Source organism: Yersinia massiliensis, from assembly GCF_003048255.1.
Lineage (GTDB): Bacteria > Pseudomonadota > Gammaproteobacteria > Enterobacterales > Enterobacteriaceae > Yersinia > Yersinia massiliensis_A.
Genome location: NZ_CP028487.1, coordinates 1,527,226 through 1,552,946, shown reverse-complemented (window position 1 = coordinate 1,552,946; position 25,721 = coordinate 1,527,226). Strand labels below are relative to the sequence as shown.

Sequence of the window (25,721 nt, the reverse complement as noted above, 5' to 3'; positions counted from 1 at the left end):
AAATTCATGCCACAATGCAACCTTGTGGCAGGATCATTGTGGTGCATAACCTGCCTCATTTCAGTGCGATGTTGCACAAATGTATCAATAAAGTGAGAAATATATGAATTTAATCGGGAGGGGTTTGTGCGGATCAATCCGAAACGTTAATTCGCACCTTGCCAACGGACAAAGAGATCTTCAGGTAATTCGATATCAAATTGATCGATAACCCGATTAACGGTCTGATCAACAATCTCTTGCAGGGTTTGTGGCCGATGATAGAACGCAGGCATCGGTGGCATAATAACTGCACCTAATTCAGCCGCTTGCACCAATAGCCGTAAATGCCCTAAATGTAACGGGCTTTCGCGGACACAGAGCAGTAATGGGCGACGCTCTTTTAAAATCACATCAGCGGCACGAGTCAGTAAACCATCCGTATAGCTATGGACAATTCCAGATAAGGTTTTGATTGAACAAGGTAAAATAACCATTCCATGGGTCTTAAATGAACCAGAAGAAATGCAGGCTGCAATATCCCGTGAGTCATGCACCACATCGGCCAATGCTTGAACATCCTTAACGCTGAACTCGGTTTCAAGTGCTAACGTTTGGCGCGCCGCATTGCTGAGAATTAAATGAGTTTCCACGCCCTCAACCTGTTGCAGCACCTGTAACAGCCGCACGCCATAAATGGCTCCGCTAGCCCCGCTGATACCGATAATAAGTCGCTTCATGGAAAATGCCTCGTACTGATGTTATGTCTTCAAAAATAAGCATAACACAAAGAAATAGGGGCAAACTTTGCCGTATCAGGCACAGATAAGCAAGTCATGCCCCCAGTATCTTAAAACAAAAAAGGTGCACCGCGCCTGAACGCAAGTTGCACCTTTTTGATTCATCTATTTTTGTCACATAATAAGTCTTGCAGACCGCAATCGTAAATCAGCCTGCATACCTGCAACTTAATCCGTTGCGGGTATCAACCCTCGTTATGCATCTCAAGATTTTCCGCTTCGTTATGATTACGTAATGCTTGCGCATCATCGTTACGTAACGATTCCAGATACTCTAGATAGCTCTGATCCACATCTTTAGTGACGTAAACGCCATTAAAGACGGAACATTCAAACTGAGTGATATCGGGGTTATCTTCGCGTACAGCTTCGATAAGATCAGTAAGATCTTGGAAAATCAGCGCGTCGGCACCAATTAACTGGCGAATCTCATCCACTTCACGACCATGAGCGATTAACTCATTGGCGCTCGGCATATCGATCCCATACACGTTAGGGAAACGGATTTCAGGTGCGGCTGAGGCAAAATAGACTTTTTTCGCTCCCGCTTCACGTGCCATCTCAACGATCTGCTCTGATGTGGTGCCCCGCACAATCGAATCATCCACCAATAACACGTTCTTATCGCGGAATTCTGCACGGTTAGCATTCAGTTTACGACGCACCGATTTACGGCGTTCTTGCTGACCCGGCATGATGAAAGTACGGCCAACATAGCGGTTTTTCACAAAACCTTGGCGGTAAGGTTTATCCAGAATTCGAGCAATCTCCAGCGCAATATCGCAAGAGGTTTCAGGGATAGGGATAACCACATCGATATCTAAATCTTCCCACTGTTTGGCAATTTTCGCGCCCAACTTCTGGCCCATGCGCACACGTGCACTGTAAACAGAAATTTTGTCCATAAAGGAGTCAGGGCGAGCAAAGTAGACATACTCAAACAGGCATGGATTGTATTTTGGATTTTCAGCGCATTGGCGAGTGAACAACTGGCCTTTTTCGGTGATATACACCGCTTCACCTGGCGCAACATCACGCAGGAATTCGAAACCAAGGGTATCGAGTGCCACACTTTCAGAAGCGACCATATACTCATTGCGGCCATCAACCAATGTGCGTTTACCAATCACCAGCGGGCGAATCCCATTCGGATCACGGAAGGCGACCATGCCATGGCCGATAATCATCGCGACGCACGCATAAGCACCGCGAATGAGCTGATGCGTAGCGGCAACAGCGGCAAAAATGTTGTCAGACTCCAACGGATAATGTTGGAAGCGGTCCAATTCACTGGCAAAAATATTCAGCAAAATTTCTGAGTCAGACGTGGTATTCACATGACGGCGAGAAACTTCGAATAATTTCTTTCTCAGCTGGTGAGCGTTAGTCAGATTACCGTTATGTGCCAAGGTAATGCCAAACGGTGAATTAACGTAGAAAGGCTGAGCCTCGGAAGCACTGGAACTGCCAGCTGTCGGGTAACGAACATGGCCAATACCCATATTCCCCTGTAAGCGCAGCATATGCCGGGTTTCAAATACATCCTTCACCAAGCCGTTTGCTTTACGCAGCCGGAACCCGTTATGGGCATCAATGGTAACGATGCCCGCAGCATCCTGGCCTCGGTGCTGAAGCACCGTCAGCGCATCATAAATCGACTGGTTTACCGGTGCAAAACCGGCGATACCGACAATACCGCACATGTTGTCTTTTCCTCATAAGCCGCTCCGAATCGGTAGTTGATCCGGTAAGAAACTCGACGTGCTCTGCAGGTAGTCAAAGAACCACCTGATGATATAACTGAACTGCGGGATTAATTGCGACTGTTTCCAGTCTTCACTTTGCGAGAAACCGGTAAACGTATCGAGGAAGAACAACATGGCAGAGACAATCAGAACACCTCTCAGCGCCCCAAAACAGATCCCTAATACCCTGTCTGTTCCTGATAACCCAGTACGCTCAACCAGTGAACCAATCACATAGTTAACAATAGCCCCGACGATCAATGTCGCGATGAACAAAATGCCGATAGCAATTCCGTTACGGACCACTTCATCCTCAAAACGAGTGAAGTAGACAGCAAGGTAACTGTAAAAATGGCTGGCAACGAAAAACGCACATCCCCATGTTACAAGTGACAATGCTTCACGGACAAACCCTCGGATTAAGCTGACCAACGCAGAAAATCCGATAATCCCTATAATGACGTAATCAATCCAGACCATGGCTATTCCAATGACGAAATCACCGCTGCATCCTGTTCGCGGCGAATTCTAACAGAAAAAGAAAACGTTTGCGTAGGGGTTTCTGACCCCATGACAAATTAAAGTGCGACGATTTTAAAAACAACAATCGTCGCACAAACTTAGCTCACATACTTCATTCGCAACCCCCGCGTGACCAGACATCGTCATGCCACGCGAGACCTTAACGCCCCGTGCTGTAGGACTTAACCTGTCCATTTAGGCCGCTTAATGAATTAAGCTCAGGCAACGCTGATTGCAGTTTTTGTTTTGACGCATCCGGCCCGACAAAAATACGGGTTATCTGGCCCTGAACAGGGGTCGCGGGTACGGTATAAGCCCGATGACCAGACAGACGTAATGTGGCAACAACCTCATTCACTTTAGCGGCATTTTTCAACGCCCCCAGTTGGACGACATAAGCCTGTCCGACCGGTGCTTTCTCTTCTGTGACGGGTTTGCTCTCCGGCTGTGCTTCTGGCTTAACCTCGGGTTTGGGTTTCACTTCCTGCGGTTTTTTCTCTACCGGAGCTGGCTTGATCTCAACCGGTTTCTTCTCCACAGGTTTCACCTCAACCGGCTTATTTTGCATCGGCGGTGGTGAGACAATAAGGGGCTCAGTTGGCCGGTTACCGGCATCGTTCGCGGCCTGAGAGACGGAATCATCTTTCGGGACTTCCACCGCTTGTGCCGCGCCTTCCGGCGGCGCGATAGGCAAAGGCTGACTGACCGGCGGAACCGCATCAATCTCTTGGCTATCACCGGGTTTTGGCACTAATGGAATGGCGGCGAACTCATCCTCATAATGCTTCTTTTTGCCATCGAGCAGCCCCGGCAGCACAATCACGCCTAACGCGACTAGAATGATGGTCCCGACTAAACGGTTCTGGAACTTACTTGCCACTCGCACTCCCCAAACTTTGCCTGTGATACTGGATGCTACAGCTACGTTCGCTGACTACCGCTGTGTAGCACCCACTATTTTAGGTCTATATTCAATCGGTTATAAAATCGACACCACTACAGACTCAATGCGGCCATCACATGGGCGACTGTATGGAAAGAGCCACAGACAATGACCACATCCTGTGGTGCTGCATCCTGCATGGCCTGTCGCCAAGCCGTTTCGACATCATTAAATACGCGGGGACGGCTAAGGTGTTCAGCTAATTGCGCAGCCGTGGCCCCACGCGGGCCTTCTAACGGCGCACAATACCATTCGTCGACCTGTTCAGATAAACACGCCAACGTCCCGCCAATATCTTTATCTGATAGCATCCCCACCACTGCCCGTACTTGACCTTTTTTCGGCAATTGGGCCAGCCTATCAGTCAAATAACGTGCAGCGTGCGGGTTATGAGCTACATCCAAAATCAGCAAGGGTTGCTCACTGACTATCTGGAAACGTCCCGGTAAACGGGCAGCCAGTAAACCTTGATGCACCGCAGCTTCACTCAATGGCAGACCGGAATAATACAATACGGCCAATGCCGTGGCCGCATTCGCCAACGGCACATTGGGTAACGGTAAATTCGCCCATTGATGATCGCCGCACTGCCAGTTCCAATGCTGTTCTTGCTGGCTAAATTGCCACGCTTTATTGCGCTGATACAGTTGAGCGCCGAGCTTTTCAGCGACATCAGCAATAGACTGCGGCATATCAGGTTCGCCCACGATAGCCGGTTTTCCTGCACGGAATACCCCTGCTTTTTCGCGCCCAATGCTCTCGCGATCAAAGCCCAACCAGTCGGTGTGGTCTATCGCAATGCTGGTGACAGCAGCCACATCAGAATCAACAATGTTGGTTGCATCCAATCGCCCACCTAGCCCCACTTCAAGAATCACCACATCAAGCTTAGCCTGCTTAAAGAGTTGCAGTGCTGATAACGTGCCAAATTCGAAGTAAGTCAGCGAGATACCCTCGCGCCCAGCTTCAACATGGGCAAACGCGTGGCTATGTTCGGCTTCAGATAGCTCTTGCCCCTGAATGCGAACGCGCTCGGTGTAACGTAAAAGATGTGGCGAGCTATACACCCCCACTCGCAGACCGGCTGCCAGTAGAATTGATTCAAGGGTACAGCAAGTGGTGCCTTTGCCATTTGTGCCGGCAATGGTGAATACGGTCGGGGCAGGTTTAAGCAGATCAAGACGCTCAGCAACCTGTTTTACGCGCTCCAAACCCAGCTCAATCGGCTGAGAATGCAAGTGCTCAAGATAGTCAAGCCACGCGGCCAAAGGCGACGTGGCTTGGGGAATTTGATGATTGTTCATGAGTCCCGTCACTGGCCTTTATACCCTTAGTACTTGAGATGACAGGAGGTATTAGCGACGTTATTTCACTTGCTGCCTACCTGCAACGTCATGACTTAGGGTAATTCTATTCTTGTGTAAAGCGACAATGTCTTCTGTAAGAGAACCCTGTCTTATGTAAGAGAACAAGGTTTTCAAGCGGCGACAATGCTGAATAACTGGGCACCACCTTATCAGGGGGGTGCCCGCAGAGATAATCAGGCTTCGGCCTGAGTATCCGTCGCCGTCATATCGCTTTTGACGTCATCCACGCTTGGCTGTGGCTGATGAGTCAACTTAGACAAGATGCTGGCAATCGTCTCACGCATCACTGGACGACGCACAATCATGTCGATAGCGCCTTTCTCAATCAAGAATTCACTGCGCTGGAAGCCAGGTGGCAGTTTCTCTCGAACAGTTTGCTCAATAACCCGTGGGCCAGCAAAACCGATCAAGGCTTTAGGCTCACCGATATTAATATCACCGAGCATCGCCAAACTGGCGGAAACGCCCCCCATGGTAGGGTCCGTCAGCACCGAGATGTAAGGCAAACCACGCTCTTGCATTTTCGCCAGAGCAGCGCTGGTTTTCGCCATCTGCATCAGTGACATCAATGCTTCCTGCATACGAGCACCGCCACTGGATGAGAAACAGACTAATGGACAATTATCTTCCAGTGCCTGCTCGACTGCGCGCACAAACCGCGCCCCCACAACTGATGCCATCGAACCGCCCATAAAGGCAAATTCAAATGAAGCGGCAACAATCGGCATGCCATGCAAAGTGCCTTTCATGGAAACCAAAGCATCTTTCTCGCCCGTCTCTTTTTGAGCGGCAGAAAGACGATCTTTATACTTTTTGGAATCCTTAAACTTCAGGATATCCTTCGGTTCCAGCTCGCTACCCAATTCAACTTCACTGCCTGCATCCAACAGCATATGTAACCGTGCACGGGCTGACATACGCATATGATGATCACACTTAGGACAAACTTCTAGATTACGCTCTAGTTCGGCACGGTAAAGCACCTGACCACAGCTGTCACATTTCGTCCACACCCCTTCAGGAATACTCGCTTTACGGGTTGGTGTGATATTGCTTTTGTTAAGAATTCGTTCAATCCAGCTCATCGATGACCTTTCTGTTTGAACCTGGCCGAAGCCAGTCCGCTGTTCATGCTTTAACCATCTTCCTGAAATCACCCCAATAAAAAATGCCTGAGATACACGCCAGTACAGCGTGGCTAAGGCATCGAAATTAGAGCTATCCGCAGGAACAGACCATAAATGTCACTCATTAAACCATATTGGCTCGACAGTGTGGATAAAAAACTGGTCGAACCCTTGGCTTAGGTAACGTTTTTACTGATTTTTTTGACGTGCCGCTGCGCGCCGATGCCGCCAAACCTCAAAGACACCAGGTAATATTGACACCACAATGATGGCGACAATTAGCAATTTCAGATTGTTCTGCACGAAAGGCACGTTACCAAACAGATAACCAGCATAGGTGAATAGCAGTACCCATACCAATGCCCCAATCACGTTATACGCTGCAAAATGACGATAGGACATTTTCCCCATCCCGGCAACGAATGGCGCAAAAGTACGAATAATGGGGACGAAGCGTGCCAGAATAATCGCCTTCCCACCATGTTTCTCGTAAAACTGGTGAGTTTTATCCAGATAACTGCGACGGAAAATCTTGGAATCTGGATCACTGAAAAGCTTTTCACCAAACACTCTGCCAATGGTGTAATTAACCGCATCCCCGATAATTGCGGCTGTCACCATTAGCGCAACCATGATATGCACATTGAGATCATTTGATGGCAATGATGCCAGCGCCCCAGCCACAAAGAGCAAAGAGTCGCCCGGTAAAAACGGGGTGACAACTAACCCGGTTTCACAGAATAAAATCAGGAATAAAATGGCATAAACCCAGATCCCATACTGCGCCACCAGCTCCGCCAGATGAACATCAATATGCAAAATAAAATCAATAATGAAACGTATAAAATCCATAATTACTCTCAAATGGTAAGCGAGCTTAAACGGTGATTGAGACTAGCTGATGTTCCTTAAATATTCCTTAGACTAAGAGACAGGTTCAGCCAATAACCGTAGATTTATTGCTATCAATCATCCGCTAAGAAAAGTGGCCCCATCGGCGCAAAGGGCAAAGCAAAATGTTCGGGATAATCAACTGACACCAAATACAACCCTTCGGCTTTCGCTGTTGCTGCTGCACGCGAACGGTCCTTTAGCGCTAATAACTCAGCCATCCAGTTAACGTCCTGATTCCCAGCGCCAATTTCTATCAGGCTACCCACGATATTGCGCACCATATGGTGGACAAAAGCGTTGGCCTTGATATCTACCACGATATACGCGCCGTGTCGGGTAACTTTGACATGTTTTACATTTCGCCATGGTGTACGAGACTGACATTGCACGGCACGAAATGACGTAAAATCATTCTCACCAAGCAGACACTGCGCGGCCTGTTCCATTTTTTCGGCATCCAACGGCATGTGGCAATGGGTGACCCCTTGCGCTAATACTGCGGGGCGATAGCGATGGTTAAAAATAATGTAGCGATAGCGGCGAGCCGTGGCACTGAAACGGGCATGGAAATCTTCATCAACCGTTTTTACCCAGCGCACGGCAATATCTGGCGGCAAATGGCTATTGACCCCCATGGTCCAAGCGGCATCTTTACGCACAGCGGTGGTAACAAAATGCACGACTTGCCCAGTGGCATGTACTCCCGCATCCGTTCGCCCAGCACAAAATACGCCGATAGGCTCATTGGCGACTTTCGAAAGCGCCGCCTCGAGGCAAGCTTGCACGCTGGTGACTTCTTGCTGACGTTGCCAGCCAAAATAGCGGCTACCGTTATACTCGATCCCCAGCGCAATCTTTAGAGTGGCAGTCTCAGACACTGTGGTGCTTTGCTGAGCAACATTGTCTTGCTGAACAACATTGTCTTGCTGAGTCAACTCAAGTTCAGACATCAGTAAAGCTGCTCCTGCAACAGGCGCTCCGCCGTTTCAATGGCCATTAATGCGCCACCAAAACGAATGTTGTCGGCCACTGACCAGAACTGCAAGACTTCAGGAATACCGTAATCGTTGCGCACACAGCCAATGCTCAGGACATCACTGCCTGACGCATCACTGACCTGCGTGGGGTAATCGTCTTCTTCGGATAATTGAATATCTTCGCAATTTTCCAGTTCTTCACGCGCTTCTTCAGCGGCGATAGGACGTAGTGTTTCCAGATGGACCACTTGGGCTTGGCCGTAAAATACCGGCGACTGAATGCAGGTCACCGAGATAGGCAAGCCTTCGTCTTGCAACACTTTGCGCACTTGATCCACCAAACGGCGCTCTTCGCGCACACTGCCCTCTTCATCTGCCAGCAACGGCAAGACGTTAAAGGCCAGCTGTTTGGCGAAGATACCCGGTTCGGCAGGGATACCGTTAAGTAACTTAGCACTTTGGCCCGCGAGATCATCCACGGCGGCTTTGCCGTGGGCGGAGGCAGAAATCAGCGCGGTAACATGCAAACGAGATAAACCTGCCTGTTCGGTCAACGGTTTAATCGCCGTCAGCAATTGGCTGGTCAGGCTATCGGCAACCGCGACGATATTACGATTACGGTAATCGGCCAGCACTTGAGGGTTCACACTCGGCACCACCAGCGGTATATCTTGCTCCATCGCGAACAAGCCACTGCTGTCGATAACCAAACAACCGGCGTTCCCTGCCTCTTCCGCATACTGCTGTGAGGCTTCAGGGCCAGCCACAAAAAACGCTAATTGTGCTTGGGACCAGTCAAATTCAGCGGCGTTTTCAACCAGCAAACTTTTACCGTTAAAACGCACGGTCGCGCCAGCACTACGCTCGCTGGCCAGCGGATACAATTCACCAACGGGGAACTGGCGTTCATTGAGCAACTCCAGCAAAGCTTCGCCTACTGCGCCCGTCGCTCCTAACAGAGCAATATTCCAGCCGTCAGACATGTTGGTTTTCTCCACGATGTTCATTAAATGGCAAATAAGGCATACCAATACAAAAGACGGTAACACCCTGTTTTGATAGGGATGACACCGTCTGAGATCTCGTCATCGAGTTACTTTAACTCAGTCCCGAATCCTAATTTCTGCAATAACGCGGCACTCGCGGCATTGTCACACTGTACACACAGTGATGACCATTCGCGCCGTTCTTGATAGTGCTTACGCAAGTGGTCAAACTCTCCCGGCAAGCCAGCAACACGGCGCAGCGGCGCATCATCGCGGCGCACATCATACACTAAGTGCATCAATCGTTTTAATTTGCCTTCATCCAGCTCGCCATTGAGTTGTAAATGGCTGAACTCAGGTTGTGGTAGCAGCGTCGCTAAGGCGACCGATTGGGGCTGCCCTAAATGCTGGCTGAATGCCTCGAACACTTGGGTCGTGCCACGTGCTTTACCTTCGAGTGTGTATCCGGCAATGTGCGGCGTGCCGATATCGACACGCGCTAGCAGCGGTAAAGAAAGCTCCGGTTCTGGCTCCCACACATCCAATACCACACTCAGTTTTTTCCCTTTTTCCAGTGCGCGGAGTAAGGCGGCATTGTCCACCACCGCGCCACGGCAAGCATTGATCAGTATGCGACCATCGGGCAGCGCCGCCAGTAACTCATCATCAGCCATATGCAGGCTTTGATAAGCACCGGTTTTGTTTAATGGCGTATGGAAGGTGAGAACGTCAGCTTCGCTAACCAGTTTTTCTAAGGGCCAAAATGTTTCGTTATCGCCCCGATCCGCCCGCGGTGGATCGCAGAGTAAGGTACGGACACCAAGGGCTTTTAGACGGTCATTGAGCCGTGAACCGACATTACCTACCCCCACGATGCCCACCGTTTTATCGCGCAGTTGGAAACCATCACGTTCGGCCATCATCATTAGCGCAGAAAAAACGTACTCGACCACAGCGATAGCATTACAGCCTGGCGCAGCGGAGAAGCCAATTCCCTGTTGGCGTAACCAGTTGTCATCAACATGGTCTGTACCGGCTGTCGCGGTCCCGACGAAACCAATAGACGTGCCTTGCAGCAGTGCTTCATTGACTTTGGTCACGGAGCGCACCATCAGCGCATCAGCATCGACCAGCGCTTCACGAGGAATGGGCCGCCCCGGCACCGCTTGCACATCACCTAAACGCCGGAATAGTTCGTCCGCGTACGGCATATTCTCATCAACCAGAATTTTCACGTTGTTCTCCAGCAGTTCTCTGCCCTACAGATGAAAAACAGGGGGCTTAGTATATACCCAAAAAACACAGCGTTGCAGATGCCTTTCTATAGCACCACGCAGACAACGAAATCCTCAACGTCAAGCACACCACCGAAATACTCAAAGTCATTGCCGTTGCAGGTAGGCAGCAAGCAAACGCATCCCGATGAGCTGACACTCGTCAGTGATTCGGGTAAGTGAGCGCAGCTAACAACCCTGCAGCGTCAAGCACACCACCGGAATCCTCAAAGTCATTGCCGTTGCAGGTAGGCAGCAAGCAAGCGCATCCCGATGAGCTGACACTCGTCAGTGATTCGGGTAAGTGAGCGCAGCTAACAACCCTGCAGCGTCAAGGGCGAAGAGGATTGGCGCGCCGAAAACGCTCAGGTGAAGTCCCTGCCACCTGCTGAAACATCGCAATAAAAGCAGACGCTGAACTGTAGCCGACATCCAGCGCCACATTTTGCACGGTTTTTCCTTGCTCTAACAACGAGATGGCATGTAAAAAGCGCAGCCGCTGCCGCCATTCACTGAAGGCCATACCCAGCTCTTGCTGGCAACGGCGCGATAACGTCCGCTCGGTGGTGTAGACCTGTTTAGCCCAGAGCGCTAACGAGGTGTTATCCGATGGGCAACGTTCCAGCGCCGCGAGGATGGGCGATAAGAGTTTATCTTGCGAGGTGGGCAGATAGGTGCGTTGCACTGGCGATATCTTGAGTTGATCAATTAACACGCTTGCTAAGCGCATATCTTGCTCATTCTCAGGCATTAATAAGCCACGAGAAAAGCAATCTTCCACAATGACACGAAAGATTGGGCTGATATTGATTAGGCACGCCGATTTTGGTAACTCATCGCAAAGTTCGAGGGCGATATCAATGGCGCGAAAGTGCATCGACTTACGGTTAAAACTGGAGTGTTCTACCCCCGCAGGCACCCAAACGCTGAATTCGGGCGGCGCTAAAAAACGCTGACCACCAATGTTCATCGCCAATACGCCCGCTTTCACACAGATCAATTGTCCGTAAGAATGGGCGTGCGGCAGGAATTCAGTATTGGCATTGTATATCTCGCAGCGGAAAGACAAACTTTGCGGCGCAGTGGGGGCAACAACAGGAAAAGAGGGTTTGGTCATGATACATCGGCTCCAGCATGCCCCATTGCTAAGGCTAAAATTGTCCTATTCTGTGCGAGGATTGTCTGATTATCGCTATATATAATAAATCAGACAGAGGTAAACTGCACCGTATAAGTGTATCAATGAGAATTATTAGTATGAATGTGTTATTCCCTCTGTTCGCGGTGATTATTTGGTCAATCAATGCCGTGGTCAGCAAAGTGTCTGCCACCGCAATCGATCCAGCCGCGATCTCATTCTACCGCTGGGTACTCGCGTTACTCACCTTAACCCCCTTTGTATTAACTGGCGTTATCCGCAACTGGTCAGCCATTCGGGTCTATTGGTGGAAATTGATGATTTTGGGGCTGCTCGGCATGGTGCTGTACCAAAGTCTGGCTTACTACGCGGCCCACAGCGTTAGCGCCCTGTTTATGGGGATACTCAGCTCGTTAATACCACTGCTAACTGTGCTGATCAGCATTGTTTTGTTACGTGTGGCTCCGACGGTTGGGATTGCCCTCGGGAGCGTGCTTTCACTGGGTGGATTGGTGTGGTTAGTCAGTGCGGGCAGCCCCGCAGAACTACTGCAACATGGCATCGGCAAAGGTGAATTGATGATGCTGGGCGCTTCAGCCTCCTATGCCCTCTATGGCGTGTTAACCAAACGCTGGGCCATTCAACTGCCAAATTGGCAATCTCTTTATATGCAGATTGCCTTTGGTGTAGTGCTATTAATCCCGAATTTCCTGCTGGCACAAGATGTTCAATTAACGGCGCAGAATATCCCACTGGTATTATTTGCCGGTATCCCTGCTTCGATTATTGCGCCCTATTTATGGATTCAAGGCGTGATGCGATTGGGCGCAAATACCGCCTCAATTTTCATGAATTTGACACCGGTGTTTACCGCCATGATAGCCGTGACTTTCCTTCATGAACAATTACATAGCTATCACCTAATTGGCGGGGGAATTACGCTGGCAGGGGTCATTTTGGCCCAACGGCTACGTATCCCGTTACGCAGAATAGGCGTCAAGCGGCTTCACCGAAATATATGATAGATATCATTAGTTAAATGTTAATCAATGGTTATTATTCCTTTCGCTTAGTATACTTATCGGCATGTAATTCATTATGTTGGGTGAAAAAATGTCAACTTATGCTTGGCGCAGTACTGTTTGGATTGCGATATACCTATTTTTTATTTTAGCGCCATTGTTGGCATTATTGACCGGTACCTTACCCCCCGCCCGAGATTTCTGGACTGAGTTTTCCATTGCTCTCGGTTATGCTGGATTAGCCATCATGGGGCTGCAATTTGGTCTGACGGCGCGTTTTCGCTATGTCACCGAGCCGTGGGGAGAAGATATTATTTATCACTTCCACCGGCGCATTTCACTTATTGCTGTTGGCTTGGTTATCGCTCATCCCATCATCCTGTTTGTTGTTCGCCCTGAGCTACTGGCATTACTCAACTTCATCGAAGCCCCCTGGCGCGCCCGATTTGCCGCGATATCAACCTATTCACTGATTGCCTTGGTGATCACCGCATTGTGGCGAGTACAGTTGAGGATCCGTTATGAAATCTGGCATTTATCTCACATTATTCTGGCTATCGTTGCGGTCATCGCAGGGATCGCTCATATGGTGGGTTGGGGCTTTTATCTCGACGATCCACTGAAAAAAGCGCTGTGGGTTGGCCTGATTCTGTTTTGGTTTGGGCTGCTGCTCTATGTGCGTATCGTCAAGCCGCTTTTTATTCTGCGCCGCCCCTACCGAGTGGTCGATGTGGTTAAAGAACGTGGAGACACGACGACACTGGTGATGGTCCCTGAAGGTCATAGCGGTTTTCGCTTTACCCCTGGTCAATTTGGCTGGCTCACCGTTTGGGGCAGCCCGTTTAACATCACTGGGCATCCTTTTTCCTTTTCGTCCAGCGCTGCAGTGAGCGATGGGCGCGTCGAAATGTCGATCCGCAACTTGGGCGATTTCACCCGTAGTGTTGCTAAAATACCGGTTGGTCAGCGAGTCTATCTCGATGGTCCCTATGGCGCCTTTACCTTGGGTAATCCGGCAGATATGCATGTTTTAGTCGCCGGCGGCGTTGGGATAACCCCGATGATGAGTATGTTGCGTACTCTCGCCGATAGCGGCGACCAGCGCCCCGCCCTACTGCTTTATGGCAGTAAAGATTGGGAGTCAATTACGTTTCGTGAGGAATTAGAAGCCTTACAATCACGACTGAATTTGAAAGTGGTGCACGTATTATCCAATCCATCACCAGACTGGACTGGCGAAAAAGGGTTTATTAATGCCGAGGTCTTCAAGCGCTACTTGCCTCCTCCTTATGCCAGCCATGAGTATTTTATCTGTGGTCCAAATATCATGATGGATGCGATTGAAAAAGCACTGGATGAGATCGGGGTTCCGATGTCGAAATACCATTCTGAGCGCTACAGCTTTGTTTAAGGAGTATACGAATGCGACGTTTATTTGCTGATCGACTGACCCTTGCGACCGCCGTTATTGTGATTGTCGTCGCCTTACTGTTTGCCTGGTTACGAGTCGCTGGGTAAGACGTTATTTCAGATCTGCCCCTGTAAGCGATGGGTAGACTAAAAAAGCCCGGCATAAATGCGCCGGGCAATCAATTTTAGTGGCGGAACATTTGATTTAGTGGCTTAACATCAAAATGCCGCCAACCATAGACGTGCTTTCATCCCCCAATAGCTGGTCCAGCCGCTAGTGTGTTGCACCATTTTCCCGCGATAGAGAACCACCAGCGTTGGCGTGACACTGACTTGCCATTGAGCAGATAGCTGGCCAGTCGCGTCATTAATCACCGGCATCTGGTAACCTTTTTTCCTCAGCCAGTGCTCAACCTGCGGCCCATCGCCGGAACGTAACGCCACCGTCATGACATTCTCCCCTTCCTGAACCAATTGATTGACGCTAGGACTGGTGAATTTGCATACCGCACACCATGTCGCCCAAAAATAGATCAGCAAGGGCTTATCTTGGCTCATCGCCTGCAAAGAAACCGTCTCCCCCGTCAGCGTTTGCAATGGCGTACTGGACCAGTCTGAGGGTGCTTGCGGGCTACGCAGCCAATCCATCCCTAACGAGACAACCGCCACTAGCAGGACCAACACGACGAGTTCTTTCCCCCAACGTTTTAATCGGCTCATTTTTCTGCCTGTGCCAGTTGCTGCTTAACAATCGCCTCCAACTGTTCATAGGAGATCGCCCCCGGCACCATTTGGTCGCCAATCAAGGTCGCAGGTGTCCCTTGAACGCCCAGTTGCTCAGCCAATTTCAGGTTACTGCGCAGCACAGTGAGGCTTTGTTCGCTCGATTCAACGGGCGTGACACCGGTTGTTTTCTGCGCAGACGCAATACTGCTGGCATCATGAAATCCTTTTTTAGCCATGAGTCGCTGATGAAATGCCATAAATTGATCAGGATGTTGCTGCCATAGTGTCAATGCCACTCTGGCGCTCGTCACTGAGCTTTCCCCCTTGAACGGCAACGGTTTTAACACCACCGCGACTTGCGGGTATTCCTGCACGAGCTTTTCCAGCAGCGGATCAAATATTTTGCAGAATGGGCAATTGTAATCGGTAAATAGCACAATGGTGAGTACCGGTTTTGCCGCGCCAAATCGCGGGCTACCGGGGTCCTCGTAGAGGACTTTCTTATTGGCAGCGATAAATTGATTGAGCTGCTTGTCCTGCGCTTCATTGGCTTGTTGCTGCCATGCGTTAACTGATTGTTCCAAAATATCTGGATTGGCTATCAAGGTTTCTCGGATCAATGCCTTTATCCGCACTTCTTGTTCGGGGGTGAAGGGTTGTGCTGCCCAAAGTGGCGTCGCTGTCAGCGTGAATAACAAAACCAGTAGTATTCTCATTTTTGATCTCCTTTTGCAGCGGCCAGTTCTTTCAATAACACGTCACGATCCAACAGAGGGGACAGCACCACGCCCTGCTGCTGTTGTGGGCCATAGATCTGATTGAATGGGATAGCGACACTGCCGCGCTCACGTAAAAATTGAGTGATCGACGCCGAAGGTCGCGTCCAGTCGCCCCGCAGTGCCACGACATCCGGCGCTTGCAACGCCTTTTGCACATCATCACGCATCAGCACATGTAGCTTGTTGACTTTACAGGTCACACACCAATCGGCAGTGACATCGACAAACACTCGCTTATTCTCATGCAGAGCCTGTTTAATGGCTGACTCTGTTAATGGCTGCCACGCGACATTGTCATGCAACGGTTTCCGCCATAAGTTAGCGGTCAGCGAACCGGCCAGAAGCAGCGCGCCCACCAGCAACACACTGATCAAAGAGACAATAGTGGCGATGCGAGCACCATAACGCCATCCAATGCCGAATATCAGCGCCAGTAGCAGCACACCTGTCATCACCATGACGGCTTGTAAGCCAATATGGCTCGCCATCAGACTGAGCAGCCACAGGCTAGAGGCCAACATCAAGACGCCCATCGCGATACGCAGATGGTTCATCCAGCGGCCAGGTTTCGGTAAGCAGAGTGCCAATTTGGGCCACGCTGCCACCGCCAGCCACGGCAAGCTCATCCCGACGCCCAGCGCAGTGAATATCCCCCACAGTGCAGGCAACGGCGCTGCCAGTGCAAACGCCACCGCCGTCCCCAAGAAAGGTGCAGAACAAGGGGTTGCCAACAAAGTGGCTAATGCTCCCTGACCAAAGTGGCCTGCCATACCCCGCACACCCGATTTCTCAATACGAGGCGCGGCAATGCGCGTATTCAACGAAGAGGAAAGTTGGATCTCGAATAGGCCGAACAGATTGGCGGTGAAAAGTGCGGTAACCACGACCATAAAGCCGATAAACCATGGATTCTGGAATTGAATTCCCCAGCCGAGTGCATGATTACCTAAACGCAAGGCGGTCATCAGCAGGGCCAGCAGCCAAAATGAGGTAATAATTCCCGCTGAGGAAGCCAGAAACTGCCAACGCACCTGACGACGAGTTTGGTGCTCGGTATGCAGAATCGAACCCAATTTCATCGCCAAAACAGGTAACACGCAGGGCATCAGATTGAGAATTAATCCCCCCGTTAATGCCATCAATATCCAAGACCAAAAAGCAGTGGATGAAGTCGGTAGCGTGATTGCCGGCCCAATCATCACGTTCGCTTCTTGCGCTAAGCCTCCATCGGTAATCACCATCGTCAGTTGTTTGCCCTGCAGATCTGCGGAGCCCTCACCCCAACCATCGGTAGCCGGCACCCGCACAGATAGCTGTTTGCCTTGCACACTAACAATAGGTTTGCCCAGATCGGCATCTTCCAACGTATCGAAGAATAATGCGGGTTGTTGCCAGCCTTCTTCACGGATGGCATGGATTTGTACTTCCCCATTGCCATAACCGGCCTGAATCTGTTTGGTTAAAGCATTGGCAATCGGTACTTGCCCCATCGCTTGGGCAAAATCGTGTTCAAATTGCTGCTGGTTTGCCGCACTTATGGGGGAAGTGAGATCAAGGCTAAACGGGTAATCGGTCAAAATGCAGACATTACTACAGGTCGATAACGTGAGTGTTCCGCTTAACGTTTTGGGCAACGGGCCAGAAATCACTATCGGCAACATCACCTGCTCATGGTATCCCTGCGTTGAAATACCCGATACATCAAAGCGCTGTGGTACTGGCCAAAACCACTTCACTTTCTCAAGTGGTGGTGTCCACACAATAGTCGGCGCAATACCGCCTTCACCTGGCGAACGCCAGTAGGTTTTCCAGCCCTTTTCCAATTGAACGGAAAGTAACATGCGAGTTTCCCCGCCTGCTGAGGGTTCAGCACGTAGTCTGACTTTGGCATGGTCATTTTGCGGTGTAACCAGCCAGCCACTATCTGCAGCCCAAAGGGTTGGCATCCATAGCAGCAACAGACAGAACAAGGCTGTCTTATATAAATTGAACATTGTCTTTCTCCAAAAAATAGATTAATCGCAGCAACGCTTGAGTTGCCGTCACGACGCCAAAAGCGTCTCTATTCTCGGAAAATACAAAGTTGCAAATGCACCCTTAGACCACTGGGTGATATGACTCTGGGCGGCGGGAATCGCATGCTGGACGGCACAGTTGGCAGTAACAGCAGCAACAATAGGCCCAAAGAGAAAATTGCTAATTCGAATAGAACGGGGGGTGACGCTAAGAGGGATTTAGCGCTGAGTTCACAGGGCGTGGTTTCTTCATCTGAGTCAGCAAAAATCTGCGACACCGATGTCGTCGGCAACAGGTTTTTTTCCAACGCGTGCAGGCTGGCGATGCGTTGCGTCATACAAACCAGTATGACCAAGCAAGCCAGACAGAGGAACCATTGAGCGGCGCGTTGTCGTTTTACCATTATTCGTCTTTAGACCTAATCCCTGTTCTTCATCGTTATTATCAATCTGACGGCCCATCTTAGCGGCATAATAAAGTTTATCAATGTCCAAACCCAAACAATCACTCAAGGTTACAATTATTGACAATAGTACTGAGTTAAAAAATGTAATGTCGTCGACACATTTACAGGTATCATGTTGCCTGCTTACGACTATCGTGGGCTAATCTCATTACTTTCCGCAGTATCGTCTCCACAGCGAAGGACTGGTGATATGCAACCTTTGAATGGCCCAAGTGTGCCTCTTGCCAGTGACCGCAATATCGCGCCGACCAAACTTCCCTCTCAGGGCAAACTGGACAATCAGGCGTTGACGCCGATTCAACGCACGACGCTAGAAAAACTGATTATGCGGATTATTGCGCTTAGCCCAGTCAAGTCAGCTGAGATTTGGGCCACGCTTCGTCACGATTTATCCCTTAGCAGCAGTAGTGAGCTCCTTGCTCGCCACTTCCAACCCGCGGAACAATTGCTGCAAACGCGTTTGTTACAGGCGCAGGAAAATCACGCGAGTCATCAATTACGTCAACAACTGACCGAACTGCTGCCCCAAGGTAATAATCGGCAGGCTGTCAGTGATTTTATCCGCCAGAACTTTGGTCACACCGTATTAAGTCAATTGAGCCATGCTGAGTTACAGCAAGTGTTCGTCCTTCTGCAATCCGGTACGCTGAATATTCCGCCGCCACAGTTGGCAACAATAATGGATAGGCCGCTATTGCCCGCAGAACAGCAGAGTCTCCAATCACTGGTGGTGAAACTGAGTGCTGCCACCGGTGAACAACCGGCAAAAATATGGCAGGCGCTGTTTGATATGGTAGGGGTGAAAAGCAGTGATCCGCTGCCCGCACGGCATTTCCAGTTAATCAGCCAGTTGTTGCAAACCAAAGTGGCGCTCAGTCAGCAAACAGCGCCCACGTTAATCAACCTGCAAACTGCACTTAAGCAACCTGCCAATGCACAAGAACAGCAATTGTTGATTGATTACAGCCAGAATCGCTTTCAGGCAAGCCCGACGACACCACTGACGCAGGCGCAACTGAATGACCTCATCAATGTGCTGTTTGCCGCCAGATTAGACCGTGCCAACGCGGCGCAACATTTAGCTGAAGATCAAACAACGCTTCAGCCCACCATCAATCCGATGATTATTGCACTGCCACAATCATTACAAGATGCACTGCAAAAACCGTCACTGGTGATTATTACCGTGGCGCTGATTATCGCCTTTATGTTGGCAATATTCCTATAGCAGCAAAATAATGGCTCAGGTACTTAGCCTCTGAGCCATTCACTTACCCGCTCACCACGCTAACAAATACCAGCCAACCAGCGCGCTCCACAATAGGAAAGGCAGCGAGTAGGCATGGAATTTCAGCCAAATAGCCGGCTCACCTGCCATTCTAAGCGCGATTAAATTAGCCATTGAGCCTAACGCAAAACCAAAGCCGCCAATATTCACGGCATAAGCCACGAGGGCACTGGAGGGTAAGTAATTCAGCAATAAAATAGTGGCAGGAACATTGCTGATCAATTGGGATAACCCAATACCCAGAATATAAGCCGCAGCATGAGAGAGTGTTTTAATTTCGCCAAACAACGCTTGTAGCGCAGGTAATTCGGTCAGTAGGCGCACATCGATAAACATCGCCATAAAGACCACGATTAGGCTCCAATCGATCGCCAGTAAAACTCGCCGTGCCATGAGGAGTAATCCCGCGAAAACAATGAGCAGCCCATAATTTTCCAAGCCCAAATCCACGCAAATAATAAAAATCACGTACAGTGCAACACAACTCAGCAGCAAGCGGAATTGGTAAGGATAAATGGGGCTGGAAGCCTGTTTCTTAATGGTCCGCGCAGGAAAGCGCCACCAAGTGACCGCCAGTAATGTCAGTAGAATCACCGCTGCCAAAGGGGCCATTTGGCGGGTAAAGCCCATGAATGAGAGGTCGGAACGGCTCCATAACAGAATATTTTGCGGATTACCGATTGGCGTTAATAGTGAACCGGCATTGACCGCCAGCGCAGAGAAAATAATTAGGCGAGAAACCGGTAACGACGAGATTTTCTTCAGCGTCAAAATCAGTGGAACAATGATAAACAGCGCAACATCATTGGTCAGGAAAGAAGACAGCACCGCTGCGGATAATACCAAGAACAGGGCTAAATGCCGCTCAGTGTGTAATGTGTTAATGATCTTGCGGCCGATAAAGTCAAAATAGCCGCTGACCTCAACCCCTTTCGTCAGTAGCATTAATCCCAGCAGCGTGACAATGGTCGTCCAATCAATAAATTGCGGGAATGCCGTGATTTTTGCTGGCATGAGTACGGTTAACCCTATGCCTAAAACCAATAAAATATGTAGCAGGCGATCTTTCAAAAAGGGTCTGAAAATTGTATTAATCGCGCGGTGGGTTGTCGTATGTTGCGTCATCGGGTGATCGATAATAACCAAGGGCTGACAAAGAAAGGCCACGTTAACGCAGCCCATCATTTAATGCCAGCCCCATCCTTTTTATTACTGTTATTCCTAAGCTCACCAACGCTCAATTAGATCTGCGTGTTGTGCTTTATTGCTTTTCTAAAATCATCCATTGAGCAGAACCCTTTGGCGTCAATTGGACAGCCTTCAATTTCCAACGTGACACGTTTTGGCGGTGCTTGCAGGGTTAATGGTGTTTTATTGCGGATTTGCTCTGTCGACAGATAGATATATTCAATCTTCATCATATCTTTGTTTTGCTTGATATCTTTCCAGCGTTCAAAGACCACTTTGCCGCTGATCGGCGTTTTCTCATATTGGTCTGGCAACTGATACTCTTTGGTTTTAAGTGCCGCCAGCAACGAAGCAATGTTGGAATCATGCCCGACTAACACAGCCAATTTGGCTTGTTGCGCGGCTAATTCATTTGGCGTTTTCTCACCAACAGGATCCAATGCGGCGCTGATAAAGCTCACTAATTTCTCGGCGGCATTATCGGCAATCGCGGGTGAGCCGAATAATGTTTCATGGTACAGATTTTTTATATCGATTAATTTACGCCACTCTTCCGAGGACTTAATTCGCCCCCAAGCGACATCTTGCGCCGGAAAACCTTCGTAATATTGCAGCATAAAGGCATCAGAAGCACCGGTCCCTAATTTCAATGGCCCAGTAATGCCCGGCTCCTTATTTTGCACTAACACAATATTGGTGGGTTGCGTACTCCAGTCACATTTTTTATCTACCAAGCAGGCGGGGGAGTTTTTATAGTCCAACACTTGTGATAGCAAGGCATAGTTAGGTTGTAATCGCTGATTTAGCCCCTCAACCCCACCCGGCCCCGCATGTTGATTAATCGAGGCCAGCGCTTTTTCTTTAAATTCGGGCGTGACATCCAACGTAATTATCGGGTTAAAAACAGGGTCCATCTTGCCGATATCTTTTTGGTGAACAACGGGGACATTACAGCCAGGGAATGCACCAAATAAGAAATGCTGCGCGGTGCCAATGGTTCTTGGCAAACTGTTGGCATAGGTAAATACGGTCTTGTCTGCGGGGCAACCTGTAGCTTTCAGTAGCTTGGTCTCTGCCAACCATAAGCGGAAATAACCGCCAAATATTGCCTCGATTTCAGCCCCTTTCGGTGTCAGGTATCCTCCTGGCGTATTCCATTGCGGCCACTTATCCGGTGTCGCACTCGAAAGCATATCGCCATAATTCACTAGCGGCGCACGAATACCATGGCGACTCATCACTAATACCTGCTCAAGTTTATAATTGTCGCTCTTATCCTGAGCCACGACATGGGTTGAAGTCGGTAGAAGTATCGCTAATAAGGTCAGGGTATAGGCCGTCTTTATCTTTATCATCCCAAGCTCCGTCATCCAGTTGATGGTATAAAAGTAGATAGCGTGTTCCTATTACTACAGTTTTGTGACACGAAATTTGTTACACAAATGATAATAGTCATAGATAACCAGCAATGGCGGAGTCATATCACAGTTTTGCCAATTGCTCTCTACCGGTGCTGACGGGAAGATAATGATGAAAATTTTGGGCCTTATTGGTGGTATGAGTTGGGAATCGACCATTCCTTATTACCGGATGATTAATCAACAGGTTAAAGAACAATTAGGTGGGTTGCATAGCGCCAAAATTATTCTCTACAGTGTCGATTTCCACGAAATTGAGCAGCTACAGGCCAAAGGTGATTGGCAAACTGCTGCGCAAGTGCTCTCTGATGCAGCCGTGTCATTAAAACGTGCTGGAGCAGAGGTCGTGGTGGTTTGCACGAATACAATGCATAAAGTCGCGGACGACATTGAAGCCGCCAGTGGGCTGCCGCTGCTGCATATTGCTGATGCCACTGCGGCGCAAATTAAGCACCAAGGGATCAGGAAAATAGGTTTATTGGGTACTCGCTATACCATGGAGCAAGATTTCTATCGTGGTCGCTTAACGGAAAAACACGATATTGAGGTGATTACGCCAGACAGTGCTGACCGCGAAATCATTAACCGCATTATTTATGAAGAGCTGTGTTTGGGAGTTATCAATGAGCACTCTCGCCAAGAGTATCGCCGGATTATGAAAACGTTAGAGCAGAAAGGTGCGCAGGGGATTATCTTCGGTTGTACTGAGATTACCTTACTGGTTAATGCGCAGGATGCCACTGTGCCGGTGTTCGATACGACCGCTATACACGCCAAAGCGGCAGCAGAGTATGCACTGGAGCCTTAACCGTTTAGCTCAAAATAAAATGTTATCGCCAATAAAAATGCCGTTGCCATTGCAGCAACGGCAAATACGATAAATCAGCCTTTGATGACATTTTTCCCCGCAGCCTTAGCGTTATACAGCATTTTGTCCGCACGAATTAATAACTGTTCTTGAGTCTCATTCGGTTCCAACTCGACCACGCCTAAGCTCATGGTGACGCTGATATTGTCGTCGACCGGCATGGTCGCAATGAGATGCCTAATTTTCTCAGCAATGACTTTCGCTTCGCTTAACTGTGTGCTTGGCAAAACAATCATAAACTCATCGCCTCCCCAACGGCCCAAAACGTCAATCTCTCTGATATTATTTCTCACCACATCAACGATATGAGTCAAGGTTAAATCCCCGACAGAATGCCCATACTTGTCATTAATAAATTTAAAATTATCGAGGTCCAACGAAAGCAATGAGAGTGGCTGAGAAAATCGCTTAGCACGATTATATTCATGCTTCAAAACTTTCTCTAATAAATAGCGATTCGCAGCCGACGTTAATACATCGGTTTCAGAGAGACTCTTTTTAATATTTAATTGCTGCTGCAATTGGTCATTGGTTTCACGTAACTCTGCTGTTCGCTCCTCAACTAATGCTTCCAGCGTTTTATTCTTTAGCTCTAACTTTTCAAGACGATGCTTTCTGTCATGAATATTGCGATGCGCACCAATCATCCTAGAGACCGAGCCGTCGTGATTACGTTCAATCACCTTGCCACGGTCCTCAATCCAGATATAACCCCCATCATGGGTCCGGCAGCGATACTCAATCTGGTATCTGTCAGCCTGATTATTGATATAGGCATCAAACTGAAACATGACACGGTCAAAGTCATCTGGATGGATGATTTTTTCCCACGTATGCACTGTATTTTCAAACGCATGGGCCGGGTAACCCAGCATTTCATACCAGCCAGAGTTACGATAAACGAATCCGCTGTTAGCGTTCCAATCCCAAATACCATCACTTATCACTTCCAGTATTTCGTGAACAACGCGCTCGTTTAAATCGGCAATCTTCAACTTCTGATCACTTTGATTATGGCTCATTGAACTACCCTGCTGTGTTGGTAAATTAACAAGGAAAAATAAATTTGTTTAATTATTGTTTTAAGATTGTGAATTAACGTTTTTAGGCAGGCAAGGTTTTTTTAAACGTTAAATTTGACGTTATAAGAATATAAATAGATAGCGACCTCGCTAATGCTTTAACATTCAATCACCTACTTTTTATACCACTATTCACTTTGGTTATTTAGTATAAGATGTTTTTATGAATAACAAGTGATCTGCACTCATTCTTTTACATAAAAAGATAGAATTAACAAAAAAGATACGATTATCTGAGAATTACACTATTTTTCTTGAATAGTGTTTATATTATAGCGAATAAAAAAGCCCACGATCACTCGTGGGCCTCATTATTAAGCAATAACTAGCAGAAATATCTGCCGTTAGGCTTACTTCTGGTATTTACGCATCACTAAAGTGGCGTTAGTACCACCGAAACCGAAGCTGTTAGACATCACGGTTGTCAGTTCACGTTGAGTTGGCTCAGTGATGATATTCATCCCCGCAGCTTGCTCATCCAGATTTTCAATATTGATGCTCGGTGCAATAAAGCCATGCTCAACCATCAACAAGCTAAAGATAGCTTCATGTACGCCCGCCGCACCCAGTGAGTGGCCGGTCATCGCTTTGGTTGAAGAAATCGCTGGCGTGTTATCACCAAACACTTCACGAATTGCGCCCAGCTCTTTCACATCACCCACCGGGGTAGAAGTGCCGTGTACGTTCATATAGTCAATTGGGGTGTCAACACCCTGCATGGCCATCTGCATGCAACGAACAGCGCCTTCACCTGATGGAGCAACCATGTCTGCACCGTCAGAAGTCGCACCGTAACCCACAATTTCAGCATAGATATGTGCGCCGCGCGCCAGAGCATGTTCCAGCTCTTCAACCACGACCATGCCACCACCGCCAGCAATGACGAAACCATCACGGTCTTGGTCATAAGTACGGGAAGCCTTAGCGGGGGTTTCATTGTACTTGGTTGACAATGCGCCCATCGCATCGAACTCACAGGCCATTTCCCAGCACAGTTCTTCGCCACCACCGGCAAAGACCACATCCTGTTTGCCCAGTTGGATCAATTCCAATGCATGACCAATACAGTGTGCAGATGTCGCACAAGCTGAACTGATGGAGTAGTTCACGCCTTTGATTTTAAAAGGTGTTGCTAGGCAAGCAGAAACACCCGATGCCATGGCTTTAGTCACCATGTAAGGGCCAACACCCTTCAGACCGCGTGGTGTACGCATCGCATCGGAGCCGGCAACCTGATTGCGGGGTGAACCGCCGCCAGAACCTACCACCAGCCCACTGCGGAAATTAGAAACCTGCTCTTCAGACAAACCGGCGTCTGTAATCGCTTCTTGCATGGCAAGGTAAGCATAAATTGAGGCGTCGCTCATGAAACGCAGCACTTTGCGATCAATGAGATCCTTTGGCTCAGAGGCGAGTTTAACGTCACCCCATACATGGCTGCGCATTCCAACATCTTTAAATTCTTGCGAGAAAGTAATGCCAGAGCGGCCTTCCTGCAAAGACGCCAGAACTTCCTGCTGGTTATTACCAATGCTGGAGACGATCCCCAAGCCAGTAATGACTGCACGCTTCATTCAATACCTCTTCCACTAATTTTACATTCGGGATTTTGCAACGCACTTTAGCGTACAGTTGTACGCCGAACAAGTCCGATCAGCGTAATATAGCCAGATAATTTTACAATTTGCACGTGGCGGGTCACATAG

Annotated in this window: 25 protein-coding genes; 5 read left to right on the top strand and 20 right to left on the bottom strand. The window is 48.9% G+C overall.

The genetic code is table 11. The features are described 5' to 3' along the window. Positions 1 to 146: 146 nt before the first annotated feature. The 10 genes from DA391_RS07130 to pdxB form a co-directional block, all read right to left on the bottom strand. Complete coding sequence (locus tag DA391_RS07130; protein WP_049606640.1) at positions 147 to 719, bottom strand: UbiX family flavin prenyltransferase; 573 nt, start codon at positions 717 to 719, stop codon at positions 147 to 149. 245 nt (positions 720 to 964) lie between these two features. Further along, positions 965 to 2,482: an amidophosphoribosyltransferase gene (gene purF / locus DA391_RS07125; protein ID WP_019210689.1), complete on the bottom strand. Its 1,518-nt coding sequence runs from the start codon at positions 2,480 to 2,482 to the stop codon at positions 965 to 967. Positions 2,483 to 2,494: 12 nt separating this feature from the next. Beyond that, the gene (gene cvpA / locus DA391_RS07120) at positions 2,495 to 3,004 is read right to left on the bottom strand and encodes a colicin V production protein (RefSeq protein ID WP_019210690.1); all 510 of its coding nucleotides are present in this window, start codon (positions 3,002 to 3,004) and stop codon (positions 2,495 to 2,497) included. Positions 3,005 to 3,206: 202 nt separating this feature from the next. Then, a complete protein-coding gene (gene dedD / locus DA391_RS07115) occupies positions 3,207 to 3,926 on the bottom strand; it encodes a cell division protein DedD (protein WP_050080017.1) in 720 nt (239 codons plus the stop codon). Between the two features lie 116 nt (positions 3,927 to 4,042). Further along, complete coding sequence (gene folC / locus DA391_RS07110; RefSeq protein WP_050080018.1) at positions 4,043 to 5,293, bottom strand: bifunctional tetrahydrofolate synthase/dihydrofolate synthase; 1,251 nt, start codon at positions 5,291 to 5,293, stop codon at positions 4,043 to 4,045. 236 nt (positions 5,294 to 5,529) lie between these two features. Further along, the gene (gene accD, locus DA391_RS07105) at positions 5,530 to 6,441 is read right to left on the bottom strand and encodes an acetyl-CoA carboxylase, carboxyltransferase subunit beta (protein ID WP_050080019.1); all 912 of its coding nucleotides are present in this window, start codon (positions 6,439 to 6,441) and stop codon (positions 5,530 to 5,532) included. Positions 6,442 to 6,672: 231 nt separating this feature from the next. After that, a complete protein-coding gene (locus DA391_RS07100) occupies positions 6,673 to 7,335 on the bottom strand; it encodes a DedA family protein (protein WP_019210694.1) in 663 nt (220 codons plus the stop codon). Positions 7,336 to 7,448: 113 nt separating this feature from the next. Next, on the bottom strand, positions 7,449 to 8,327 hold the full coding sequence (gene truA, locus DA391_RS07095; RefSeq protein WP_098904750.1) for a tRNA pseudouridine(38-40) synthase TruA: 879 nt from the start codon (positions 8,325 to 8,327) through the stop codon (positions 7,449 to 7,451). Next, on the bottom strand, positions 8,327 to 9,337 hold the full coding sequence (locus tag DA391_RS07090; protein ID WP_108087492.1) for an aspartate-semialdehyde dehydrogenase: 1,011 nt from the start codon (positions 9,335 to 9,337) through the stop codon (positions 8,327 to 8,329). The genes truA and DA391_RS07090 overlap by 1 nt, the downstream gene beginning before the upstream one ends. Positions 9,338 to 9,447: 110 nt before the next feature. Continuing rightward, on the bottom strand, positions 9,448 to 10,575 hold the full coding sequence (gene pdxB / locus DA391_RS07085) for a 4-phosphoerythronate dehydrogenase PdxB (protein ID WP_057644275.1): 1,128 nt from the start codon (positions 10,573 to 10,575) through the stop codon (positions 9,448 to 9,450). A 218-nt stretch (positions 10,576 to 10,793) separates the two neighbouring features. Here pdxB and DA391_RS24585 point away from each other — a divergent pair, with 218 nt between their 5' ends. Further along, complete coding sequence (locus tag DA391_RS24585; protein WP_261373836.1) at positions 10,794 to 10,922, top strand: hypothetical protein; 129 nt, start codon at positions 10,794 to 10,796, stop codon at positions 10,920 to 10,922. Positions 10,923 to 10,945: 23 nt separating this feature from the next. Here DA391_RS24585 and DA391_RS07080 read toward each other — a convergent pair whose 3' ends face one another. Beyond that, positions 10,946 to 11,731, bottom strand: a complete 786-nt coding sequence (locus tag DA391_RS07080; protein ID WP_050878811.1) for an AraC family transcriptional regulator — start codon at positions 11,729 to 11,731, stop codon at positions 10,946 to 10,948. 140 nt (positions 11,732 to 11,871) lie between these two features. On the opposite strand from DA391_RS07080, the gene DA391_RS07075 reads away from it, so the two are divergent. Both DA391_RS07075 and DA391_RS07070 read left to right on the top strand, forming a co-directional pair. Then, on the top strand, positions 11,872 to 12,774 hold the full coding sequence (locus DA391_RS07075) for a DMT family transporter (protein WP_049606652.1): 903 nt from the start codon (positions 11,872 to 11,874) through the stop codon (positions 12,772 to 12,774). A gap of 91 nt (positions 12,775 to 12,865) precedes the next feature. Beyond that, on the top strand, positions 12,866 to 14,185 hold the full coding sequence (locus DA391_RS07070) for a ferredoxin reductase family protein (RefSeq protein WP_108088252.1): 1,320 nt from the start codon (positions 12,866 to 12,868) through the stop codon (positions 14,183 to 14,185). Positions 14,186 to 14,403: 218 nt separating this feature from the next. On the opposite strand, the gene DA391_RS07065 is transcribed toward DA391_RS07070, so the two are convergent. The 5 genes from DA391_RS07065 to DA391_RS24435 form a co-directional block, all read right to left on the bottom strand. Continuing rightward, a complete protein-coding gene (locus tag DA391_RS07065) occupies positions 14,404 to 14,904 on the bottom strand; it encodes a protein disulfide oxidoreductase (protein ID WP_050080023.1) in 501 nt (166 codons plus the stop codon). After that, complete coding sequence (locus DA391_RS07060; protein ID WP_050080024.1) at positions 14,901 to 15,626, bottom strand: DsbA family protein; 726 nt, start codon at positions 15,624 to 15,626, stop codon at positions 14,901 to 14,903. Before DA391_RS07060 ends, DA391_RS07065 begins: the two co-directional genes overlap by 4 nt. Continuing rightward, positions 15,623 to 17,683, bottom strand: coding sequence for a protein-disulfide reductase DsbD family protein (locus DA391_RS07055; RefSeq protein WP_108087491.1), 2,061 nt, complete (start codon positions 17,681 to 17,683; stop codon positions 15,623 to 15,625). The genes DA391_RS07060 and DA391_RS07055 overlap by 4 nt, the downstream gene beginning before the upstream one ends. A 68-nt stretch (positions 17,684 to 17,751) precedes the next feature. After that, positions 17,752 to 18,042, bottom strand: a complete 291-nt coding sequence (locus DA391_RS07050; protein ID WP_240624829.1) for a copper resistance protein — start codon at positions 18,040 to 18,042, stop codon at positions 17,752 to 17,754. Further along, positions 17,963 to 18,199: a hypothetical protein gene (locus DA391_RS24435; protein WP_240624839.1), complete on the bottom strand. Its 237-nt coding sequence runs from the start codon at positions 18,197 to 18,199 to the stop codon at positions 17,963 to 17,965. The genes DA391_RS07050 and DA391_RS24435 overlap by 80 nt, the downstream gene beginning before the upstream one ends. A 162-nt stretch (positions 18,200 to 18,361) precedes the next feature. On the opposite strand from DA391_RS24435, the gene flk reads away from it, so the two are divergent. Beyond that, a complete protein-coding gene (gene flk / locus DA391_RS07045; RefSeq protein WP_057649813.1) occupies positions 18,362 to 19,399 on the top strand; it encodes a flagella biosynthesis regulator Flk in 1,038 nt (345 codons plus the stop codon). Positions 19,400 to 19,450: 51 nt separating this feature from the next. On the opposite strand, the gene DA391_RS07040 is transcribed toward flk, so the two are convergent. Both DA391_RS07040 and agp read right to left on the bottom strand, forming a co-directional pair. After that, the gene (locus tag DA391_RS07040; protein ID WP_057644319.1) at positions 19,451 to 20,584 is read right to left on the bottom strand and encodes an SLC13 family permease; all 1,134 of its coding nucleotides are present in this window, start codon (positions 20,582 to 20,584) and stop codon (positions 19,451 to 19,453) included. A gap of 116 nt (positions 20,585 to 20,700) precedes the next feature. Then, on the bottom strand, positions 20,701 to 22,002 hold the full coding sequence (gene agp / locus DA391_RS07035; protein WP_050872817.1) for a bifunctional glucose-1-phosphatase/inositol phosphatase: 1,302 nt from the start codon (positions 22,000 to 22,002) through the stop codon (positions 20,701 to 20,703). A 175-nt stretch (positions 22,003 to 22,177) separates the two neighbouring features. On the opposite strand from agp, the gene DA391_RS07030 reads away from it, so the two are divergent. Next, a complete protein-coding gene (locus DA391_RS07030; RefSeq protein WP_050080029.1) occupies positions 22,178 to 22,873 on the top strand; it encodes an aspartate/glutamate racemase family protein in 696 nt (231 codons plus the stop codon). Positions 22,874 to 22,947: 74 nt separating this feature from the next. On the opposite strand, the gene DA391_RS07025 is transcribed toward DA391_RS07030, so the two are convergent. After that, on the bottom strand, positions 22,948 to 23,955 hold the full coding sequence (locus DA391_RS07025) for a sensor domain-containing diguanylate cyclase (protein ID WP_050872818.1): 1,008 nt from the start codon (positions 23,953 to 23,955) through the stop codon (positions 22,948 to 22,950). Positions 23,956 to 24,365: 410 nt separating this feature from the next. Then, positions 24,366 to 25,589 (bottom strand): beta-ketoacyl-ACP synthase I, encoded by a 1,224-nt coding sequence (fabB, locus tag DA391_RS07020; RefSeq protein WP_019210711.1) that lies wholly within the window; start codon positions 25,587 to 25,589, stop codon positions 24,366 to 24,368. Positions 25,590 to 25,721: the final 132 nt, after the last annotated feature.